This window comes from Photobacterium leiognathi, from assembly GCF_030685535.1.
Taxonomy (GTDB): Bacteria; Pseudomonadota; Gammaproteobacteria; order Enterobacterales; family Vibrionaceae; genus Photobacterium; species Photobacterium leiognathi.
In genome coordinates this window covers 352644-372245 of the sequence record NZ_CP131601.1, presented here as the reverse complement: position 1 = coordinate 372245, position 19602 = coordinate 352644, and the positions used below count along the sequence as shown (strand labels likewise).

Sequence of the window (19602 nt, the reverse complement as noted above, 5' to 3'; positions counted from 1 at the left end):
TTATTGAGTACCATGTCGCTTAACCTCACGGTATAGTATCGCGACAGCCATCGTTGATAAACATTGATACACAAGTATTAGTACATACTGATAAGTCACAAGGAGTTTATTCATGACTATGACTTGGATTAGCACAATTATTATTTTTTTAGCAGGGATCCTCGTTGGTGCTCTTGCCGTTCGCCTTACAAATAAAAGCGTACAACAACAAAAGTCGCTTAAAAAAGAGCTTGATAAATCTAAGTACGAGCTAGAGCAATTCCGCCAAGAGCTTGTTGATCACTTTGCGCGCAGCGCTGATTTACTCGACAACGTTGCGAAAGATTACAGTAAGCTTTATGAGCATATGGCAAAAACGTCCACCGAATTGATGCCTAATTTGCCTGCGCAAGATAACCCATTCGCAAAACGTATCACCAGCCTAGAAGCAGTAAAAGAAAATGCCAATGATGATGAAAACGTTGAGCAACCGCCACGTGATTACGCTAACGGCGCAACAGGCCTATTTAAAGGCGAAAGCACGGCGGTAACAGAAGAAGAAAAAGCTCAACTACACACCGAGCCAAAAGCGAGCTAACCATCACATTATTCATATTCCACTCATTATTTATGCATCAAATAATGAGTGGAAGTGAACTTTAACTCCGATTTTTATGTCTTATTAGTACTTGTAAAACCGGAGTTCAGTAATGATTAAAAAACCTTTGCTTGTTTTTAGTGCGTTAGCATTAGGTATCAGTTCTATTATTACCCCAGTAACGGCTACCGCAGCACTGCCTGCGTCCGTAAACAACCAATCTCTTCCAAGCCTTGCGCCTATGTTGGAGCAAGTCACTCCTGCTGTCGTAAGTATTGCAGTAGAAGGTAAGCATGTTTCAAAGCAACGTTTACCTGAATCATTTCGTTATTTCTTTGGCCCTAATTTCCCATCAGAACAAGTGCAAGAACGTCCATTTAGAGGTCTTGGCTCTGGCGTTATTATTGATGCAAAGAAAGGCTATATTGTAACGAACCATCATGTTATTGATGGCGCTGATCAAATTGCAGTACAACTTTCTGATGGCCGTGAAATTGACGCTAAATTAATTGGTAGTGATGCAATGTCTGATATTGCTCTGCTGCAAATAGATAAACCTGAAAATCTGACTGAAATAAAACTCGCTAACTCAGATAAACTGCGTGTTGGTGATTTTGCTGTCGCTATTGGTAACCCATTTGGGTTAGGCCAAACTGTGACCTCAGGGATTGTTTCAGCGCTTGGTCGAAGTGGCTTAAATATTGAAAACTTTGAGAACTTTATTCAAACTGATGCGGCAATTAATAGCGGTAACTCAGGTGGGGCTTTGGTTAGCCTTAATGGTGAATTGATCGGTATTAATACTGCGATTGTTGGCCCGAATGGTGGCAACGTGGGTATTGGCTTTGCTATTCCATCAAATATGGTGAAAAGCCTAACCGATCAAATTTTAGAATTTGGTCAAGTGAAGCGCGGCATTTTAGGTGTTCAAGGTGGTGAATTAACGGCTGAGCTTGCAAAAACCTTTGGTTACTCAACCAATCATGGTGCGTTTGTTAACCAAGTGATGCCGGACTCTTCTGCTGAAAAAGCGGGCTTAAAAGCTGGTGATATCATTACCGAAGTAAACGGAACACCAATTCGAACCTTTAGTGAATTACGAGCAAAAATTGCCACTATGGGTGCAGGTAAAAACCTAACATTAGGTGTTATTCGTGATGGTAAGAAGCAAACCTTCGATGTAACACTTAAAGCAGCAAGCGAAAATAAGGTAAAAGCCGATAACCTTCACCCAAGTTTAGCTGGTGCTGAATTTACCAATACGACTGCTGCCGACAAAGTAAAAGGCGTGAAGGTATCACAGCTAGACGAGCGCTCAATTGCAGCCCGTTACGGTCTACAAAAAGGCGATATCATCATTGGTTTAAACCGTAAGAAGATTAATAATCTTGGTGAGTTGCGTAAAGCGCTGGAAGAAAAGCCAAGCGTGCTCGCAATGGAAGTCAAACGCGGTGATAACGTACTGTATCTGATCATTCGATAACCTAACGTTACTTCACTCGTGTCATACAAAGTCAGGGCCTTTTTAGCCCTGACTTTATTATTGGTCTCAATGAGTAGGAATGGTATTCTCCTTGCCATTAATCTCCCATTTTCTATTAAGGACTCTTGATGTTGGCATTTCTTGGTCGCTCTATTCTTCTCGGCCTTATCACAGCAGCTATCATCCTCGTTGCTGTGCCAAGTTTACGTCCATCATCATCTGTCTCTTTACCTCAACTTGATGATGAGCCAGCGCCATTATCTTTTAATTATGCCGTTAAACGTGCCTCGCCTGCGGTTGTGAATATTTATAACCGTCGCTACGAAAGTAACGAGGGTAAACCGGAACCTGAGTTAATTACTCAAGGATTAGGATCTGGCGTGATCATGAGTGATAAAGGCTATATCGTCACTAACTACCATGTTGTAGCAAATGCAGATCAAGTGATTGTAGCACTGCAAGATGGACGCATTTTAAATGCCCAGCTCATCGGCTTAGATCAACTGACCGATCTGGCCGTATTAAAAATTCATGCTGATAACTTACCTGTGATCCCAGTAAACCCAGAGTACAAAGCCACAGTGGGTGATGTGGTGCTAGCTATCGGTAACCCATACAACTTAGGCCAAACCACTACCTTCGGGATCATTTCAGCGACAGGTCGATTCGGTATGAGCTTCTATGGTCAACAAGATTTTCTTCAAACGGATGCGGCTATCAACCGTGGTAATTCCGGTGGTGCACTGGTCAATACCCGCGGTGAACTTGTCGGTATTAATACCGCCTCTTTCCAACAAGCCACAAATATAGAAACTTACGGGATCTCGTTTGCGATTCCTTATCAACTTACCATCAAGATCATGAATAAACTGATCGCTGATGGGCGCGTGATCCGAGGTTGGATTGGTATTGAAGGCCGTGAAATTAATCCTGTAATGGCAAGACTTTACGACGCTAATCAAGTCAATGGCATCATCGTTATCGGGATGAACCCGAACGGTCCGGCAGTAAAAGCGGGCTTTAAGATGAATGATATCGTGATTGAAATTGATGGTAAGCAAGTGACAAATGTACAAAGTGTTAGGGATATCGTCACTGACATTCGCCCAGGCACACGTGTGAACGTAAAGATCTTGCGTGATGGTAAGCCTATGATCATTCCAGTGAAAGTGGCTAACCGCCCAGCGTCTGAAAACAAACCAATGCCACTGCGATAAGCACCAAGTTTAATATATAAAAAAACGCCTCACAATGTGAGGCGTTTTTGTTATCAGAGCTTAAATAATCAATTAAGCAGAGATACGTTCGATGTTCATGCCTAATGCACTGAACTTCTCTTCAATGAACTCGTAGCCACGGTCGATATGGTAAATGCGATCAACGATTGTCTCGCCTTTCGCAATACTACCTGCAATAACAAGGCTTGCTGATGCACGTAGATCCGTCGCCATAACCTGAGCACCACTTAGACCGTCAGTGTCACCACAAATAACAGTGTTACCTTCGATTTCAGCATGGGCACCCATACGAATAAGCTCAGGAATGTGCATGAAACGGTTCTCAAAAATCGTTTCAGTGATAATGCCAGTACCTTTCGCAACTAGGTTAAGTAGTGAGAATTGTGCTTGCATATCAGTTGGGAAGCCTGGGTGTGGTGCTGTGCGGATGTTTACCGCTGTTAGCTCACGATCAGTCATATCTAGGCTGATCCAGTCTTCACCACTTTCGACTAACGCGCCCGCTTCTTCTAGCTTAGCTAGTACCGCTTCCATTAGTTCAGGTTTGGTATTGCGACAAACGATCTTACCGCCAGAAACAGCAGCTGCAACAAGGAAAGTACCGGTTTCAATACGATCTGCTACCACTTCATGGTAACCCCCGCCTAAACGCTCAACACCTTCGATAGTGATTGTTGCAGTACCTGCACCTGTAATTTTGGCACCCAGTGCATTTAAGAATGCTGCAGTATCTTCAATTTCAGGCTCACGAGCTGCGTTTTCAATAACAGTTGTACCTTCCGCTAATGTTGCTGCAGACATGATTGTTACTGTTGCGCCTACGCTCACTTTATCCATTACGATATGTGCGCCTTTTAGACGACCGTCAACGGTTGCTTTAACATAACCTTCGTCTAGCGTGATCGTTGCACCAAGTTGCTCCAAACCTACAATATGTAGATCAACAGGGCGTGCACCGATAGCACAACCACCAGGTAGTGATACTTGGCCTTGACCAAAACGCGCAACCAATGGACCTAATGCCCAAATTGACGCACGCATGGTTTTAACTAAATCATAAGGTGCACAAAACTCGTTAACATCGCTAGCATCGATATGCACAGAACCATTACGCGACACTTTAACGCCTAGACGAGAAAGCAGTTCCATTGTGGTGTCGATATCACGTAGTTTTGGCACATTCGCGATTTCTACAGGCTCTTCAGCAAGCAAAGCGGCAAATAAAATCGGTAATGCGGCATTCTTTGCGCCAGAAATAGACACTTCACCGCTTAGTGGACCACCGCCCTGAATACGAAACTTCTGCATCATTTACCTCGTTATAACGACATTAACTTCTTATCACGCGCCCACTCTTCTGGCGTGTATGTTTTGATAGTTAACGCATGAATGTCGTTTGCTGCAATTCGATCCATTAATGGACCATAAATAGTTTGTTGTTTTTTAACTCGGCTCATGCCGTCAAAAAGTGTACCCACTGCAATCACTTCGTAGTGGCTACCTTCACCTTTAACGATCACTTCATCAAGATCTAAGGCGGTTTCTAGAATTTGTTTAATCTCAGAGATTTCCACAAGCTATCCTCGCTACAACTCACTTCATGCAAGTTGCTAATATAGGTTCAACATGGCTCAAGCGTAATAATGTTTTTAACTGCTCGGGCACATTAAGCAGTGTGAAGTCACATCCTGCGCTGCTTAACTGTTGGTGAAGATGTAATAGCATCACCATGCCAGCTGAGTCTACCCGACTCAAGCCACCTAGATCGAGCGATACCTTGTTTGTATCAGGCATCCACTCTTTTCTACGTAGCCAAAAGGCTGGCACTGTGTCACGTTCTAAACAACCTGACAAGCAATATTGGTCATTACCGAGAGCTTGCCAACTGATCTTATCCTCAGACATGATCATTTTTTCTCGATCTGAATCGGCTTAGCAGCAAGATCGCGTAGGTTCTGTGTTACCACATCGATACCCTTAGTGCGAAGCTCACCACTCCATTCGCTTTGTTTAGTAGAAATCATACTGACTCCTTCAGCGACCATGTCAAATCCTTGCCATTCTTTTGTCTTTTTGTTCAAACGTAGTTTGAAATCAAGACGAATAGGTGGACGTTGAGGATCGATGATATCGACGCGAACAGAGACAATACTGCGATCTGCAGGGACTGGTTTTGCAGGCTCAATTTGGATCTTCTGATCAGTGTATTGAGTCAGTACCTGAGCGTAAGAAGCCACAAGGTAGTCTGTGAATGCTTTAGTGAATGCATCACGCTGTGCCGCTGTTGCTTTCTTTAGGTTGTTGTTACCTAACACTTTATAAGCAGCATAACGCGCATTGATGTATGGCAGTAATTCCTGCTTAACGATAATACGTAATTCTTCAGGGTTTGCTTGGATCTTTGGTTGTTCAGCTTTTAATGTTTGAAATAGCTTCGCTGACACTTTATCCATCATGGTGTATGGATTGGTTTGATCTACTGTTGCAGCTTGAGCCAACATTGGTAGGGCAAGAAAAGCCAGCATTAGGCATCGTAAAAATTTCATGGGTGCTCCTAGTCTTTTTTGTCGCCGCCAATGCTATAAAGCACTTTACCAATCATATCTTCTAATACTAACGCAGATTTAGTGTCTTCAATAAGATCACCGTTATGCAGCATATCCACATCTTCATCAACAAATCCTGGTGAAATACCAAGATACTGCTCACCTAATAAACCTGAAGTTAAGATAGAGGCAGAGCTGGTTTCTGGAAAGTAACCAAATTTTTTGTTAATCGCTAACGTCACCATTGGAACATAGGTTTCTTTATCCAAGGTAATTGCCGTCACTTCACCAACAGTAACACCACCTACTTTCACTGGTGAACGTACTTTTAAACCGCCGATATTATCGAAGTGTGCTTTTAAGGTGTATGTTTCACTGCTGCCAAAGTTTTGCACATTCGCTACTTTGAATGCTAATACCAATAATGCAGCAATGCTAGCTAGCATAAATACGCCAACCCATAATTCTAGTCGTTTATTTTGTTGCATGCTTTTATCCACTTAATCTGTTTTGCCACGCCGACAACAATGTCGACAATCCTTTTTACCTAGCTGCCAAACATCAGCGCGGTCAAAATAAAATCTAAACCCAAAACGGCTAGTGATGAATTAACAACGGTGCGTGTTGTCGCTCGGCTGATCCCTTCAGAGGTTGGCACCGCATCGTAACCGTTAAATACCGCAATCCAAGTTACTGTGATTGCAAAGACAACAGCTTTAATAATGCTATTACCAATGTCATAGCTAAAATTCACTGATGATTGCATCACGGACCAGAAACTACCGTAATCAATCCCTTTCCAATCAACACCAACGATCTGGGCACCCCATAAACCGACCACACTGAACATTAATGCTAACAATGGCATCGAGATCACTCCCGCCCAAAAACGTGGTGCAATCACACGACGTAGTGGATCAACCGCCATCATCTCCATACTAGAAAGCTGCTCTGTGGCTTTCATCAAACCAATTTCAGCAGTCAAAGCAGAGCCCGCACGTCCTGCAAACAATAGTGCAGTCACAACAGGGCCTAACTCACGTAATAGCGATAACGCTACCATCTGCCCTAAACTGGTTTCAGCACCAAAATCTGCTAGTACAATATAGCCTTGCAGACTCAATACCATGCCAATAAACAGACCTGAAACTAAAATAATCGCCATTGACAACACACCTACTGAGTAGAGTTGCTTCATCAATAACGGAAACATTTTTACAGGTTGAGGCTTACTGACCAATGCCCCAAACAACATGAGCGTTGCCCGCCCTATGGTTTGGCATTTATCAATACCGCTTCGCCCTATACGAGCTATCGCATTAACAATCATTTTGCTCATTATCCATGTAATTACCGATGTGTCTGGCACATCGAGCTAAATGCTTAACCAAAGAGATCTTGTTCTAACGGCTGAGCGGGGAATTTAAATGGCACTGGTCCATCAGCGTCACCATCGAGGAACTGACGAACCCGAGGATCTGGATTATCACGTAGCTCTTGTGGCGTACCACTACCGATAATCTTTCCGCCAGATAGCAGGTAAACATAATCAGCAATACTCATCACTTCAGGTACATCGTGTGAAACCACCACCGATGTCATGCCCAACGCTTTATTTAAGCTACTGATCAATTCTACCAGCACACCCATGGTGATCGGATCTTGACCAACAAACGGCTCATCGTACATCATCAGCTCAGGATCAAGTGCAATTGCACGCGCCAATGCAGCACGACGTGCCATACCACCTGATAGCTCATTGGGCATTAATTCTGCCGCACCTCGCAAGCCAACCGCTTCAAGCTTTAACAGTACTAAGCTGCGCAGTAAGTCTTCCGGTAGTTCAGTGTGCTCTCGTAGCGGAAATGCAACGTTATCAAACACATTCATATCGGTAAAAAGCGCACCCGATTGAAACAGCATGCTCATACGTTTACGTGCTTGATATAAATCACGTCGACTTAACGTCGGTATATTCCATTCATCAAACCAAACCTCACCTTTTTCTGGTGCTATTTGACCGCCGATCAAGCGTAATAATGTGGTTTTACCAATCCCTGATGGCCCCATGATAGCTGTGACTTTTCCTCTTGGTACATCAAGGGAGATATCATCAAAAATGTAGCGCTCACCACGAGAAAAAGTAAGGTTTTTAATCGAAACCAGTATATCGCTTTTAGCCATTGCTTCGTATTCGCCTCTATTTACTGGTGATTCTTTATGAAATACCGATAATTATTTTAAAAATCAGCCAACTAAAAATTAATCACATAAAAACTCTCATCATTATGTGAAAAAATATTATAGCCGACGATGATAAGGAGAATAAATCACCAACTCAAGTTAGTCGGCTTATCTCCCAGCTATTTTTGTTTATTTAACAATCATTGCAGCAGCTTTCATCAATAGGTATCCCTATTTATCTCTTCCGCTATGCCTTTAGTTTTATTTCAACTCATAATTGTACACCATTCATAACATTCAAAAAACCTGATAAAAAGAGTGTGCTTTACAAGCCTAAGATAAGAAATTCATCTTATTTGTTATTTTCACATCTAAATGCAGTGAATGAGAGAATTAGTCATTTGTTATACTTCCCTTTTGCGTTGCTAACCGTCAAAATTAGCCGCAAAGATCAAATACGACTCAACGATTGATTCACTTCCATCGTTTCAACGTGCCATTTTTAAAAGGGATTAGAATGCTCGAAGCCATTGTGTTGCTCTGTGTAGGGTTAGTTTTATTAGTGTGGAGTGCAGACAGGCTTGTCTATGGTGCAGCCGCACTTGCACGCAATTTTGGTGTTGCGCCGCTTGTGATCGGTATGACTATCCTCGCAATGGGCTCATCTGCTCCTGAAATGATGGTTTCAGCCACAGCAGCACTTGCAGGCAAAACAGATACCGCTGTCGGTAATGTGCTAGGCTCTAACATTGCTAATATTGCCCTTATTTTAGGTATTACAGCGCTACTTAAGCCGCTTTCTATCAGCTCCACAATTATTCGCCGTGAATTACCTTTAATGCTAGGTGTTACTGTTATTGCTGGCTTATTGCTATGGGATAACTACCTCGGCCGTATGGAAGGTGTTTTCCTTGCCGTCCTATTTGTTCTGTTCCTGCTTGCGATGCTGAAAATTAGTCGCGCAAGTAAAAACGATCCATTGATGGAAAACCAAGAGGAAGAAATTCCAACAGGTGTTAGTAACTCGTCAGCATTAATTTGGGTCTTTATTGGTTTAGGTCTACTACTTTATTCATCAGATATGGTGGTAGAGTCAGCAGTCACTATCGCTAAATACTTTGGTATGAGTGATTTGGTTATTGGTTTAACCATTATTGCTGTCGGTACTAGCTTACCAGAGCTAGCCGCTTCCATCGCAAGTATCTACAAAGGTGAAGATGATATGGCTGTCGGTAATATTATCGGCTCTAACGTCTTTAATATTCTTGCGGTAATGGGGATCCCTGGCCTTCTTAACCCATCAGTATTAAGCCCACTTGCGATGAGCCGTGATTTTTATGTCATGTTAGCCCTATCTGTATTGCTATTACTGATGGCACTTGGTAAACGTCGTCGTATCAATCGTGTTGAAGGTGGTATTTTGGTTATTTGCTTTATTGCCTACCAAGCCTACCTATTCTTAAACGTTTCCGCATAATGGAGAATTGTCAGATGCCTCACTCCTTTGACTTTTGCAGTCATGGCAAACAAGTGTTGGATATTGAAATCCAAGCACTGCAAAACATCAGTCATTACATCGACGACAGTTTTAATACGGCTTGCCAGCTTGTCTTAGACTGCCAAGGAAAAGTCATTGTAATGGGAATGGGAAAATCTGGTCATATTGGACGTAAACTGGCCGCAACTCTCGCCAGTACAGGCACCCCAGCTTTCTTTGTTCACCCTGGTGAAGCAAGCCACGGCGATCTGGGCATGATCAAGCCTGAAGATGTGGTTATTGCGATTTCAAACTCTGGTGAAGCCTCTGAAATTCTAGCACTATTGCCTGTGATTAAACGTTTAGGTATTCCGATGATCAGCATGACAGGAAAACCAAACTCCAGCATGGCGAAAATGGCGATTGTGAATTTACAAATAACAGTAGAAAAAGAAGCCTGTCCACTGAACTTAGCACCAACATCAAGTACCACAGCAACACTAGTTATGGGTGATGCCCTCGCGATTTCTGTAATGGAAGCGCGTGGCTTTACTGCTGATGATTTTGCCCTTTCTCATCCTGGTGGTGCATTAGGTCGTAAATTATTAATGCGTATCGCTGATGTCATGCATAGCGGTGAAATGCTGCCTATTATTGAAGAAACGGCCAGTATCAAAGACGCTCTGCTTGAGATCTCACGAAAAGGCTTAGGGATGACAGCAGTCGTCAATCATCAACAAGAGCTAAGTGGCATCTTCACCGATGGCGATTTACGTCGCCTACTTGATAAACATATCGATATTCATGACACGAGTATCGGTGATGTGATGTCACGTAATCCACAAACGATCTCCCCTCAGTTACTGGCAGCAGAAGGGCTGAAAATAATGGAAGATCGTAAGATCAATGGATTATTAGTGACCGAAAATAATCAACTTGTTGGGGCGCTCAACATGCATGATTTATTAAAAGCAGGCGTGATGTAGTAGCATACGCAGGCAGATTGCGTAACGCATAAGAACAATGAAATATGATAAAGGCTTAAGTCTATGACTTTAAAAAGGCTACTCTATGTACTTCTCGCAGTATTTTGTGCATGGTTAGGCTATTACCAACTTGAACAACATTGGCAGAAAGACGGTCAGGTAAAACCTGATGATGAAAAGCCCGTGTTCATTGGTAATGATATTAGCAATACAACGTTTAATCTTTCTGGTATTCGTAGTTACCAGATCGACTCTGATCATCTTGAATATTTTGAAAAAAGCGGTCAAACCGACTTTGTAAAACCAGTGCTGTGGGTATTCAAAGACGGCACCAACGCGGAATGGCGTATTAGCGCAAATACCGCCATGCTAGATAACAAAAACATCCTGAATCTTCATGGCAATGTACGTATGTTTAACTTACTGCCTGATTCAGATATTCAAGTGATCAAAACCGATAACTTGCAATTGAATATTGAAACGCAAGATTTTAATACTCAAGACCACGTAACCATTATCGGTCCCGCCTTTCAAAACCAAGGTGACGGTATGACAGGTAATATGAAGCGTAAAGTAGCTAAACTCTTAAAGAATGTGAAAAGTAGATATGAACCGAATCAAAATTAGTGCTCTACTATGCTTATTATGTGTCAGCGCACCGTCTTGGGCATTAAAAAGTGATACAAAGCAACCTATTAACATTGATTCTGATAGCCAAGAAATCGATGTGCAAAACAACATCGCTACGTTTGTCGGCAATGTAAAACTGCGCCAAGGTACTATTGATATTCGTGCTAACAAAGTCGTGGTAACACGCCCTAATAGCAAATCAAAAGAGCAAACCATTGTTGCTTATGGTAACCCTGCCACCTTCCATCAAATCATGGATGATGGTAAACCTATTGATGGCGAAGCGCTAAAAATGCGCTACGAAACTAAGACTGAATTCTTGAAAATGACCGATAAAGCGGTCTTAAATCAAGACGGTAGTGAAATCAAAGGTAACGTCATCACTTACAAGATCGATGAGCAACGTTTGATGGCAAAAAGTGGCGATAATGAACGCGTAACAACGGTCATCCAACCAAATCAATTGAACAATAACAAGAAATAAACAGTATCTATGGCTATTCTAAAAGCTGAACACCTCGCAAAAAGCTACAACGGACGTAAAGTTGTTTCAGATGTAAGCCTTGAGGTTGAGTCTGGAAAAATTGTGGGCCTACTAGGTCCAAACGGTGCAGGTAAAACGACATCGTTTTATATGATTGTGGGTCTTGTTGCTCGCGATGAAGGTACCATCACTATTGATGGTGAAGATATCAGTCTTCAACCTATGCATAATCGTTCTCGCATGGGTATTGGCTACCTTCCTCAGGAAGCATCGATTTTCCGTCGTTTAAGTGTTTACGATAACTTAATGGCGGTACTGCAAACCCGCAAAGAGTTAACGAAAGAACAGCGCCAAGACAAGGCAGAAGATCTGCTTGATGAATTTAACATCCAGCATATTCGTGACAGTCTAGGTCAATCGCTATCAGGTGGTGAGCGACGCCGTGTAGAAATTGCACGTGCACTGGCTGCGAACCCAAAATTTATTTTACTTGATGAGCCTTTTGCTGGTGTTGACCCAATCTCCGTGATCGACATCAAAAAGATCATTGAACATTTACGTGATCGTGGGCTTGGTGTCTTAATAACAGACCATAATGTAAGGGAAACACTTGATGTCTGTGAACATGCGTATATCGTAAGTCAAGGGCATCTTATTGCGAACGGTTCACCGGATCATGTCCTTAACGATGAACATGTTAAGCGTGTTTACCTAGGTGATCAGTTCCGTCTATAACGCACAGATAGGTCTGCGATTGAAGAAAAAGCCACAGTATAAAAATAATAACGACAAGGTATATCTACGTTAATGAAAACTTCGCTCCAGCTTAAGCTAGGCCAACAACTGTACATGACGCCACAGCTACAGCAAGCCATTCGACTGCTGCAGCTTTCCACTTTGGATCTCCAACAGGAAATCCAAGAAGCACTCGATGGTAACCCATTGTTAGAGCTGGAAGAGAATGAAGAACTTTCAACAACAGAAGATAAAACTGCGGCTGATTCAGCAAAAGATGACGTATCAGACAATATTGATGACATTGAAAGTTTTGATACCGCAGATGCTATTGATACCCACGAAATGCCAGAAGATCTTCCTGTTGATACCACATGGGATGATGTTTATAGCGCAGGAACAGGCAGCACAGGTATCGCACTAGATGACGATGTGCCTGTTTATCAAGGCGAAACCACGGAATCACTTCAAGATTACCTAATGTGGCAAGTTCACTTGACCCCATTTAGTGAAACCGATCTCGCCATCGCAACAGCCATTATTGATGCAGTTGACGAGAAAGGTTATCTCTCTTGTTCAACAGAAGATATTTTAGAAAGCTTTGAAGATGAAGAGATCGAACTTGATGAAGTAGAGGCGGTACTGAAGCGCGTTCAACAATTCGACCCCCTTGGTGTTGCTTCTCGTAATTTACAAGAGTGCTTATTACTCCAATTAGCGACCTATCCATCTGATACCCAATGGCTCGCCGAAGCAAAAATGCTCCTTGCTGAGCATATTGATCTGTTGGGTAATCGTGACTATCGCCAATTAATGCGCGACACCAAATTAAAAGAGCCTGATCTAAAAGCGACAATGGCACTGATCCACTCGCTTGATCCTCGCCCGGGTAATCGCGTTATCAGCACAGATACCGAATACGTCGTACCAGACGTATCTGTGTTTAAAGATCACGGTAAATGGGTCGTTACCATCAATCCAGATAGCGTGCCGCGTATCAAGGTCAACGAACAATACGCAGCCCTTAGCAAAAACACACGCAATAGTGCTGATAGTCAGTTCATCCGTACTCACCTCCAAGATGCGAAATGGCTGATCAAAAGCTTAGAAAGTAGGAATGAAACATTACTTAAAGTTGCTCGCTGCATTGTCGAACATCAGCAAGACTTCTTTGAGTATGGCGAAGAAGCGATGAAACCTATGGTGTTAAATGACATCGCGCTTGCCGTAGAAATGCATGAATCCACCATATCTCGAGTGACTACGCAGAAATACATGCATACACCTCGAGGTATTTTTGAATTGAAATACTTCTTCTCAAGTCATGTCAGTACGGATAACGGTGGCGAATGTTCGTCTACTGCGATCCGCGCACTGGTGAAGAAACTTGTTGCTGCTGAAAACCAAGCAAAGCCATTAAGTGATAGCAAAATTGCCACACTATTAGCAGAGCAAGGGATCATGGTTGCAAGGCGTACTATCGCTAAGTACCGTGAATCTCTAGGTATTCCGCCATCGAATCAGCGAAAACGTCTGATCTAAACTACTCGTTCAGATCCAACAGAAGGAAGATGTCTATGCAAATCAATATTACAGGGCACCATGTTGATGTAACCGATTCTCTACGTGAATATGTCTTAACCAAGTTCGAAAAACTTGAGCGCTTCTTCGATAAAATCAATAACGTGCAAGTCATTCTTAATGTTGAAAAACTGCAGCAAATTGCAGAAGCTACTCTGCATATTAACGCAGGGGAAATCCACGCAAAGGCGGATTCTGAAAATATGTATGCCGCTATTGATGAATTGACTGATAAACTCGTCCGCCAATTAAATAAACACAAAGATAAGCTCAACAGCCACTAACTATGCAACTTAGTCATGTATTGAGCCTGGACTGCACAAAAAGTGCAGTCCCTTGCTCCAGCAAAAAGCGCGCGCTAGAACTCATTAGTGAGATCGCTGCCGCTCATCTCGATCAAAATCCACAGCCTTTATTTGAATGCATGCTCAATCGCGAGAAGATGGGCACAACAGGTATCGGTAACGGCATTGCTATCCCACATGGACGTATCAGTAATAGCGACCAAGCTATTGCGGTATTAGTTCAGTGCCAAGAGCCCATTGATTTTGATGCGATAGATAACCAACCCGTTGATCTGTTATTCGCTCTTTTTGTTCCAGAAGATCAATGTAAAGAACACCTTAAAACCCTTGCAAGCATGGCTGAGAAGCTCGGCAATAAGCAAGTGTGTAAGCAGCTTCGTAATGCGAAAAACGATCAAGAGCTGTATCAGATCTTAACCGATGAATCATAATCTCCTGCTTCATATCCCTAATTCCGAGGTAAATAAACCATGATGTTGATGGTTGTCAGTGGCCGCTCTGGTTCTGGAAAATCTGTCGCCCTACGTGTACTAGAAGATCTCGGCTATTACTGTGTCGATAATCTTCCCGTTAATCTGCTGCCGCAGTTTATTCGCGATATCGCCCATACCGAGCAAGACATTGCTGTTAGCATCGATGTCCGAAACATGCCGCAACAACCAGGTGAAGTAGAACGTATTCTAAAGTCTTTGGAAAAAGACATTGATGTGAATGTTCTTTTCCTTGATGCCGATGATAAAGAATTGGTTAAACGCTACAGCGAAACGCGTCGCTTACATCCTTTGTCTCGCCAGAATATGACGCTAGAGCAAGCAATCACCACTGAGCACCAACTGCTGGGCGATCTTAAAGAGCATGCAGATCTGGTGATCGATACCACCAATAAATCCATTCATGATTTAAGCGAAACAGTGCGCGCTCGTGTATTAGGACGTGAAGCCAAAGAGCTGATCCTGGTGTTTGAATCTTTTGGCTTTAAGCACGGTTTACCCTCAGATGCAGATTACGTATTTGATGTGCGTTTTTTACCGAACCCTCACTGGGTACCTGAGCTAAAACCGCAAACAGGGCTAGATCAAGGCGTTAAAGATTTCCTATCCAGCCAAAGCGAAGTGAACCAATTAAATTACCAAATCCGTAATTTCATCGAAACTTGGCTACCTATGCTGGAGAAAAACAACCGCAGTTATGTCACTGTTGCCATTGGCTGTACTGGCGGTCAACATCGCTCTGTTTATATTGCGCAGTCTCTTGCAGATTACTTTGAGCATCAAGGGCAACAAGTCCAAGTTCGCCACCGCACATTAGAAGAGAAACGATGACAGTCCAACGCGAATTATTCATTAAAAACCGCTTAGGCTTACACGCACGTGCTGCCATTAAACTGGTTGAGCTAGCACAAAGTTTCAGTGCCGTGATCACCGTCAGTAACGACGATGTCTCAGCCACTGCAGACAGTGTGATGGGGCTTTTAATGCTTGATTCAGCACAAGGACAAAAAATCATGGTCAGTGCAAAAGGTAATGATGAAACCGCTGCACTCGAAGCGATTTCTGCATTAATCGAGGCTGGATTTGATGAAGAGAGTTAATGCTCTCTTTGTTATATGACTATCAAAATAGTTTGCTGTGCCTCTACTCTATGTTTCTTATACGTAAAAACGCTAGTGCACATCTAAAATTCCACTTCGATTACCGCTATGATTAATAACTCTATAGGCAACAGGCGATAACTTTTCGTTTCAATCATAAGCAATTGTATATAACACATGTGTCTGAAGGATAAATTCACCATTCAGACGTAAATCATATGAGACAAAAGCTAGGTGGTTACGTTAAAATTCAGCTTATTGCGCCATCAAAATATAAGTGGGCCTAATACCTATGGCGGATGTATTAGAACAAGATCAAACCCATCAACGACTCCAAGAAGTTAATACAGCTTTAGAAAATGGCATGTTTGTCCATGTTCGCCGACTCCTACAAGATATGGAGCCGGAAGATATTGCACATCTATTAGAAGCCTCTCCTCCTAAAGAACGTCAAGTGCTATGGCAACTGACGGATCCCGAAGAGCAAGGTGAGATCCTAGATGAGCTATCTGAAGATGTAAAAGATGGCATCGTCTCGCAAATGGAGCCAGAAAAACTGGCGGCTGTTACCGAGGGGATGGAAAGTGATGACGTCGCTTACGTACTTCGTAGCCTTCCTGATGAACGTTATCAAGAAGTATTGGCACAAATGGATGCCACCGATCGTCATCGTATCGAAAAAGCGTTAGCGTACCCAGAAGATACCGCTGGCGGTATGATGAGTACCGATTTCATTACTATTCGTGGTGATGTCACAGCGGATGTGGTTTTACGTTACTTACGTATGCGTGGTGAACTTCCTGAAGCCACCGATGCGCTATATGTAGTGGATGAAAATGAGACGTTAATTGGTCATTTATCTCTGGCAAGCCTGATCACAACGCAACCTGATGTTGAGATCAAGGATGTGATGGAAGATGCCGATGAAGCGATCCCTGTTGATATGGCTGACAGTGAAATTGCCAACCTGTTTGAACGCCGTAATTGGGTTTCAGCACTTGTTGTCGATGAAAATAATCACCTGTTAGGTCGTATTACCATCGATGACGTTGTTGACATTATCCGTGAAGAAGCCGAGCACTCAATGATGAGTATGGCTGGTATGGATGATGACGAAGATACCTTTGCACCTGTTATTAAATCGGCAAAAAGTCGTAGTATTTGGTTAGGTGTTAACGTATTAACAGCATTGGCTGCAGCCTCTGTTTCCAACATGTTTGAAAACACTTTACAGCAGATGGCGACCGTTGCCGTATTAATGACTATCGTACCTTCTATGGGTGGTGTTGCAGGTAACCAAACAGTAGCGCTGGTTATTCGTGGTTTAGCGGTCGGTCACATTGGTGATACCAACACCCGCTGGTTACTGAGTAAAGAAGCCCGCGTTGGTTTAATTAATGGCTTTGTATGGGCATTAATTATTGGTGCTGTCGTGGTGATTTGGAAAGGCAGTTTAATGCTTGGTGCCATTATGGCAGGGGCAATGTTGGCAAACTTGTTTGTCGCAGGTGTGGCTGGGGTATTGATCCCAATTGGCTTGAAGAAGCTCAAGATAGATCCAGCGCTTGCTGGCGGTATGGCATTAACCACCTGTACCGATATTGTCGGTCTCATGGTGTTCCTTGGCCTTGCTACTATCTTTATCACGCCATAATAAATATGGTTACCATAAGATAAACAAAAGCCCGAATCAGTGATTCGGGCTTTCTTCTTTTACCGCTTACTCTTCACTGCGATGAGTATTACTCACCAGCAATCTTCATTGAATCTAGCAGCATCGAGCCAGTTAAAATCTGGCTACGTGTTTCCGTATCATTACCAATCGCCACAATGTTTTGCATCATGTCTTTTAGGTTGCCTGCAATGGTGATCTCCGATACTGGAAATTGGATCTGACCATTTTCAACCCAGAAACCAGCCGCACCACGAGAGTAATCGCTAGTGACAATGTTAACACCCTGACCCATTAGCTCTGTGACTAATAAACCACGATCCATCTTTTTCAGCATTTGCTCGAAGCTTTCGCCAGTCGATTTCACCATCCAGTTATGAATACCACCAGCATGACCTGTTGGCTGCATATTCATTTTACGCGCTGCATAGCTAGTTAATAAGTACGTTTGAAGCACACCATCTTGGATGATTTCACGATCGTAAGTTGCGAGACCTTCACTATCAAAAGGCGTACTTGCCATACCTCGTAAAATATGTGGACGCTCGCTAATATTTAACCATTCTGGGAAGATTTGCTCACCTAACTAATCGACCAAAAATGACGATTTACGGTATAAGTTAGCACCGCTAATTCCCATCACTAGATGACCAAACAAGCCAGTTGCCACATCAGCGGCAAACATCACAGGTGCTTCACGGGTTGTTAGCTTTTGTGCATCAACACGGCCGACAGTACGCTCTGCCGCATGACGACCCACACGTTCAGGCGTCCATAAATCCGATGCAATACGAGACGTCGTGTAGCTGTAATCACGCTCCATCTCACCGTTTTTACCTTCAGCAATCACACAGCAGCTAATGCTGTGGCGGCTAGATGCATAGCTTGCCAACATGCCATGACTATTACCGTAAACGCGTACACCGTAATGGCTATCGTAGCTTGCACCATCACTTTGCTTAATACGAGGATCGTAAGCCAGTGCAGCTTCTTCAGCGGCAATAGCAATTGATGCTGCGCGATCAGGCTCTGGCTCATCAGGATGGAAAAGATCCAAATCAGGAATATCACGCGCCATTAGCTCTTTTGGGCCAGGACCTGCAAACGGATCTTCTGAGGTGTAATTGGCAATATCCAGTGCGGCAGCAACTGTTTGGGCAATAGCCGCTTCACTTAAATCTGATGTTGATGCACTGCCTTTGCGATTTCCGCGATAAACAGTGATCCCCAATGCGCCATCACTATTAAATTCAACATTCTCAACGTCACACATGCGTGTAGATACGCTGATCCCTGTTGTTTTGTTAATGGCTACTTCGGCGGCATCCGCTTGTTTACCGCTGACTTCTAGCGCTTTCGCGACAGCGGCTTCCAGTTCAACTCGCTGCTGGGCTACCTGTTCTCTTACGTCCATACAATCACTTAAGGTTAGAGTTTTGCTTATTGGTTATAGAATAATGTAATTTACGCCCAAAATCGTTATTAAACTGATAAAATAGAGCTATTGATAGTGTTAGTGAGCCCATTATGAGCCGTAAAAACAAAAAAGCCCCTTGGGATGAAGAAGAGGAAATCATCTGGGTTAGTAAATCCGAGATGAAACGCGACATGGATGCGCTGCAAAAGATTGGTGAAGAGTTAGTGGAATTAACGCCTAATGCTCTTTCTAAAATGCCTCTTGATGATGACATGATGACTGCGATTAAAGATGCGCAGCGCTTCAATAAAGAAGCTCGTCGTCGTCAACTTCAATACATCGGTAAGCAAATGCGCTTCATCGATATTGAGCCAATCCAAGCAGCATTAGACAAGTTACGTAATAAGCACTCTCAGCACACTGTTGCGCTGAAAAAGCTTGAGCTTAAACGAGACAAGTTAATCGAAAATGGCGACAGCATGATCAACGCGATTCTAGTTGATCACCCAGATGCAGATCGTCAGCACTTACGCCAGCTTGTACGTACAGCGACTAAAGAAAAGGCACAGGAAAAACCAGGTAAAGCTTACCGCGAAATTTTCCAATACCTAAAATCTTTATACTTGGAAGACTAATTTAAGCCTTTAGTTAAGTAATAAAGAAACCGAAAACCAAAAAGCCAGCATCTCGCTGGCT

Annotated in this window: 22 protein-coding genes and 1 pseudogene; 15 read left to right on the top strand and 8 right to left on the bottom strand. The window is 43.0% G+C overall.

Annotated elements, in window-relative coordinates:
- Positions 1 to 118: 118 nt before the first annotated feature.
- The 3 genes from zapG to degS all read left to right on the top strand — a co-directional run bounded on the left by zapG (position 119) and on the right by degS (position 3277).
- The gene (gene zapG / locus Q7674_RS08640; protein ID WP_045063241.1) at positions 119 to 577 is read left to right on the top strand and encodes a Z-ring associated protein ZapG; all 459 of its coding nucleotides are present in this window, start codon (positions 119 to 121) and stop codon (positions 575 to 577) included.
- Positions 578 to 689: 112 nt separating this feature from the next.
- The gene (locus Q7674_RS08635; protein ID WP_045063178.1) at positions 690 to 2060 is read left to right on the top strand and encodes a Do family serine endopeptidase; all 1371 of its coding nucleotides are present in this window, start codon (positions 690 to 692) and stop codon (positions 2058 to 2060) included.
- A gap of 128 nt (positions 2061 to 2188) precedes the next feature.
- Positions 2189 to 3277 carry an outer membrane-stress sensor serine endopeptidase DegS gene (gene degS / locus Q7674_RS08630; RefSeq protein ID WP_045063179.1) on the top strand — a complete coding sequence of 363 codons (1089 nt, stop codon included), beginning with the start codon at positions 2189 to 2191 and terminating at the stop codon, positions 3275 to 3277.
- A gap of 72 nt (positions 3278 to 3349) precedes the next feature.
- On the opposite strand, the gene murA is transcribed toward degS, so the two are convergent.
- From murA to mlaF, 7 genes are read right to left on the bottom strand one after another with little or no spacing between them, the layout of a single operon-like run.
- Entirely contained in the window at positions 3350 to 4606 is a 1257-nt protein-coding gene (murA, locus tag Q7674_RS08625) for a UDP-N-acetylglucosamine 1-carboxyvinyltransferase (RefSeq protein WP_023933659.1), read from the bottom strand.
- 11 nt (positions 4607 to 4617) lie between these two features.
- Positions 4618 to 4872 (bottom strand): BolA family iron metabolism protein IbaG, encoded by a 255-nt coding sequence (gene ibaG, locus Q7674_RS08620; RefSeq protein ID WP_008987882.1) that lies wholly within the window; start codon positions 4870 to 4872, stop codon positions 4618 to 4620.
- 19 nt (positions 4873 to 4891) lie between these two features.
- Positions 4892 to 5209 (bottom strand): STAS domain-containing protein, encoded by a 318-nt coding sequence (locus Q7674_RS08615; protein ID WP_023933661.1) that lies wholly within the window; start codon positions 5207 to 5209, stop codon positions 4892 to 4894.
- Positions 5206 to 5844 carry a phospholipid-binding protein MlaC gene (gene mlaC, locus Q7674_RS08610; RefSeq protein WP_008987880.1) on the bottom strand — a complete coding sequence of 213 codons (639 nt, stop codon included), beginning with the start codon at positions 5842 to 5844 and terminating at the stop codon, positions 5206 to 5208. Before mlaC ends, Q7674_RS08615 begins: the two co-directional genes overlap by 4 nt.
- An 8-nt stretch (positions 5845 to 5852) precedes the next feature.
- Complete coding sequence (mlaD, locus tag Q7674_RS08605) at positions 5853 to 6332, bottom strand: outer membrane lipid asymmetry maintenance protein MlaD (protein ID WP_305423541.1); 480 nt, start codon at positions 6330 to 6332, stop codon at positions 5853 to 5855.
- Between the two features lie 59 nt (positions 6333 to 6391).
- Positions 6392 to 7174, bottom strand: coding sequence for a lipid asymmetry maintenance ABC transporter permease subunit MlaE (gene mlaE, locus Q7674_RS08600; protein WP_008987878.1), 783 nt, complete (start codon positions 7172 to 7174; stop codon positions 6392 to 6394).
- A 53-nt stretch (positions 7175 to 7227) separates the two neighbouring features.
- A complete protein-coding gene (gene mlaF, locus Q7674_RS08595) occupies positions 7228 to 8028 on the bottom strand; it encodes a phospholipid ABC transporter ATP-binding protein MlaF (protein ID WP_008987877.1) in 801 nt (266 codons plus the stop codon).
- A gap of 517 nt (positions 8029 to 8545) precedes the next feature.
- On the opposite strand from mlaF, the gene Q7674_RS08590 reads away from it, so the two are divergent.
- The 11 genes from Q7674_RS08590 (at position 8546) to mgtE (ending at position 17471) form a co-directional block, all read left to right on the top strand.
- The gene (locus Q7674_RS08590) at positions 8546 to 9505 is read left to right on the top strand and encodes a calcium/sodium antiporter (RefSeq protein WP_008987876.1); all 960 of its coding nucleotides are present in this window, start codon (positions 8546 to 8548) and stop codon (positions 9503 to 9505) included.
- A 14-nt stretch (positions 9506 to 9519) separates the two neighbouring features.
- Positions 9520 to 10491 carry a KpsF/GutQ family sugar-phosphate isomerase gene (locus Q7674_RS08585; RefSeq protein WP_045063180.1) on the top strand — a complete coding sequence of 324 codons (972 nt, stop codon included), beginning with the start codon at positions 9520 to 9522 and terminating at the stop codon, positions 10489 to 10491.
- Between the two features lie 63 nt (positions 10492 to 10554).
- Positions 10555 to 11118 (top strand): LPS export ABC transporter periplasmic protein LptC, encoded by a 564-nt coding sequence (gene lptC / locus Q7674_RS08580; protein WP_045063181.1) that lies wholly within the window; start codon positions 10555 to 10557, stop codon positions 11116 to 11118.
- Positions 11099 to 11605, top strand: a complete 507-nt coding sequence (lptA, locus tag Q7674_RS08575; RefSeq protein WP_045063182.1) for a lipopolysaccharide transport periplasmic protein LptA — start codon at positions 11099 to 11101, stop codon at positions 11603 to 11605. The genes lptC and lptA overlap by 20 nt, the downstream gene beginning before the upstream one ends.
- A gap of 9 nt (positions 11606 to 11614) precedes the next feature.
- A complete protein-coding gene (lptB, locus tag Q7674_RS08570) occupies positions 11615 to 12340 on the top strand; it encodes an LPS export ABC transporter ATP-binding protein (protein WP_008987872.1) in 726 nt (241 codons plus the stop codon).
- Between the two features lie 72 nt (positions 12341 to 12412).
- Positions 12413 to 13882, top strand: a complete 1470-nt coding sequence (locus Q7674_RS08565) for an RNA polymerase factor sigma-54 (protein ID WP_305423538.1) — start codon at positions 12413 to 12415, stop codon at positions 13880 to 13882.
- 35 nt (positions 13883 to 13917) lie between these two features.
- Positions 13918 to 14205 (top strand): ribosome hibernation promoting factor, encoded by a 288-nt coding sequence (gene hpf, locus Q7674_RS08560; RefSeq protein WP_008987870.1) that lies wholly within the window; start codon positions 13918 to 13920, stop codon positions 14203 to 14205.
- 2 nt (positions 14206 to 14207) lie between these two features.
- Positions 14208 to 14657: a PTS IIA-like nitrogen regulatory protein PtsN gene (gene ptsN, locus Q7674_RS08555; protein ID WP_023933671.1), complete on the top strand. Its 450-nt coding sequence runs from the start codon at positions 14208 to 14210 to the stop codon at positions 14655 to 14657.
- A gap of 39 nt (positions 14658 to 14696) precedes the next feature.
- Positions 14697 to 15548, top strand: a complete 852-nt coding sequence (rapZ, locus tag Q7674_RS08550) for an RNase adapter RapZ (protein WP_045063184.1) — start codon at positions 14697 to 14699, stop codon at positions 15546 to 15548.
- Positions 15545 to 15817: an HPr family phosphocarrier protein gene (locus tag Q7674_RS08545; RefSeq protein ID WP_045063185.1), complete on the top strand. Its 273-nt coding sequence runs from the start codon at positions 15545 to 15547 to the stop codon at positions 15815 to 15817. Before rapZ ends, Q7674_RS08545 begins: the two co-directional genes overlap by 4 nt.
- Before the next feature lie 292 nt (positions 15818 to 16109).
- Entirely contained in the window at positions 16110 to 17471 is a 1362-nt protein-coding gene (gene mgtE, locus Q7674_RS08540; RefSeq protein WP_305423536.1) for a magnesium transporter, read from the top strand.
- An 88-nt stretch (positions 17472 to 17559) separates the two neighbouring features.
- On the opposite strand, the pseudogene pmbA reads toward mgtE, so the two are convergent.
- A pseudogene (gene pmbA, locus Q7674_RS08535) lies at positions 17560 to 18903 on the bottom strand (metalloprotease PmbA).
- 113 nt (positions 18904 to 19016) lie between these two features.
- Here pmbA and yjgA point away from each other — a divergent pair.
- Positions 19017 to 19541 (top strand): ribosome biogenesis factor YjgA, encoded by a 525-nt coding sequence (yjgA, locus tag Q7674_RS08530; RefSeq protein WP_045063186.1) that lies wholly within the window; start codon positions 19017 to 19019, stop codon positions 19539 to 19541.
- Positions 19542 to 19602: the final 61 nt, after the last annotated feature.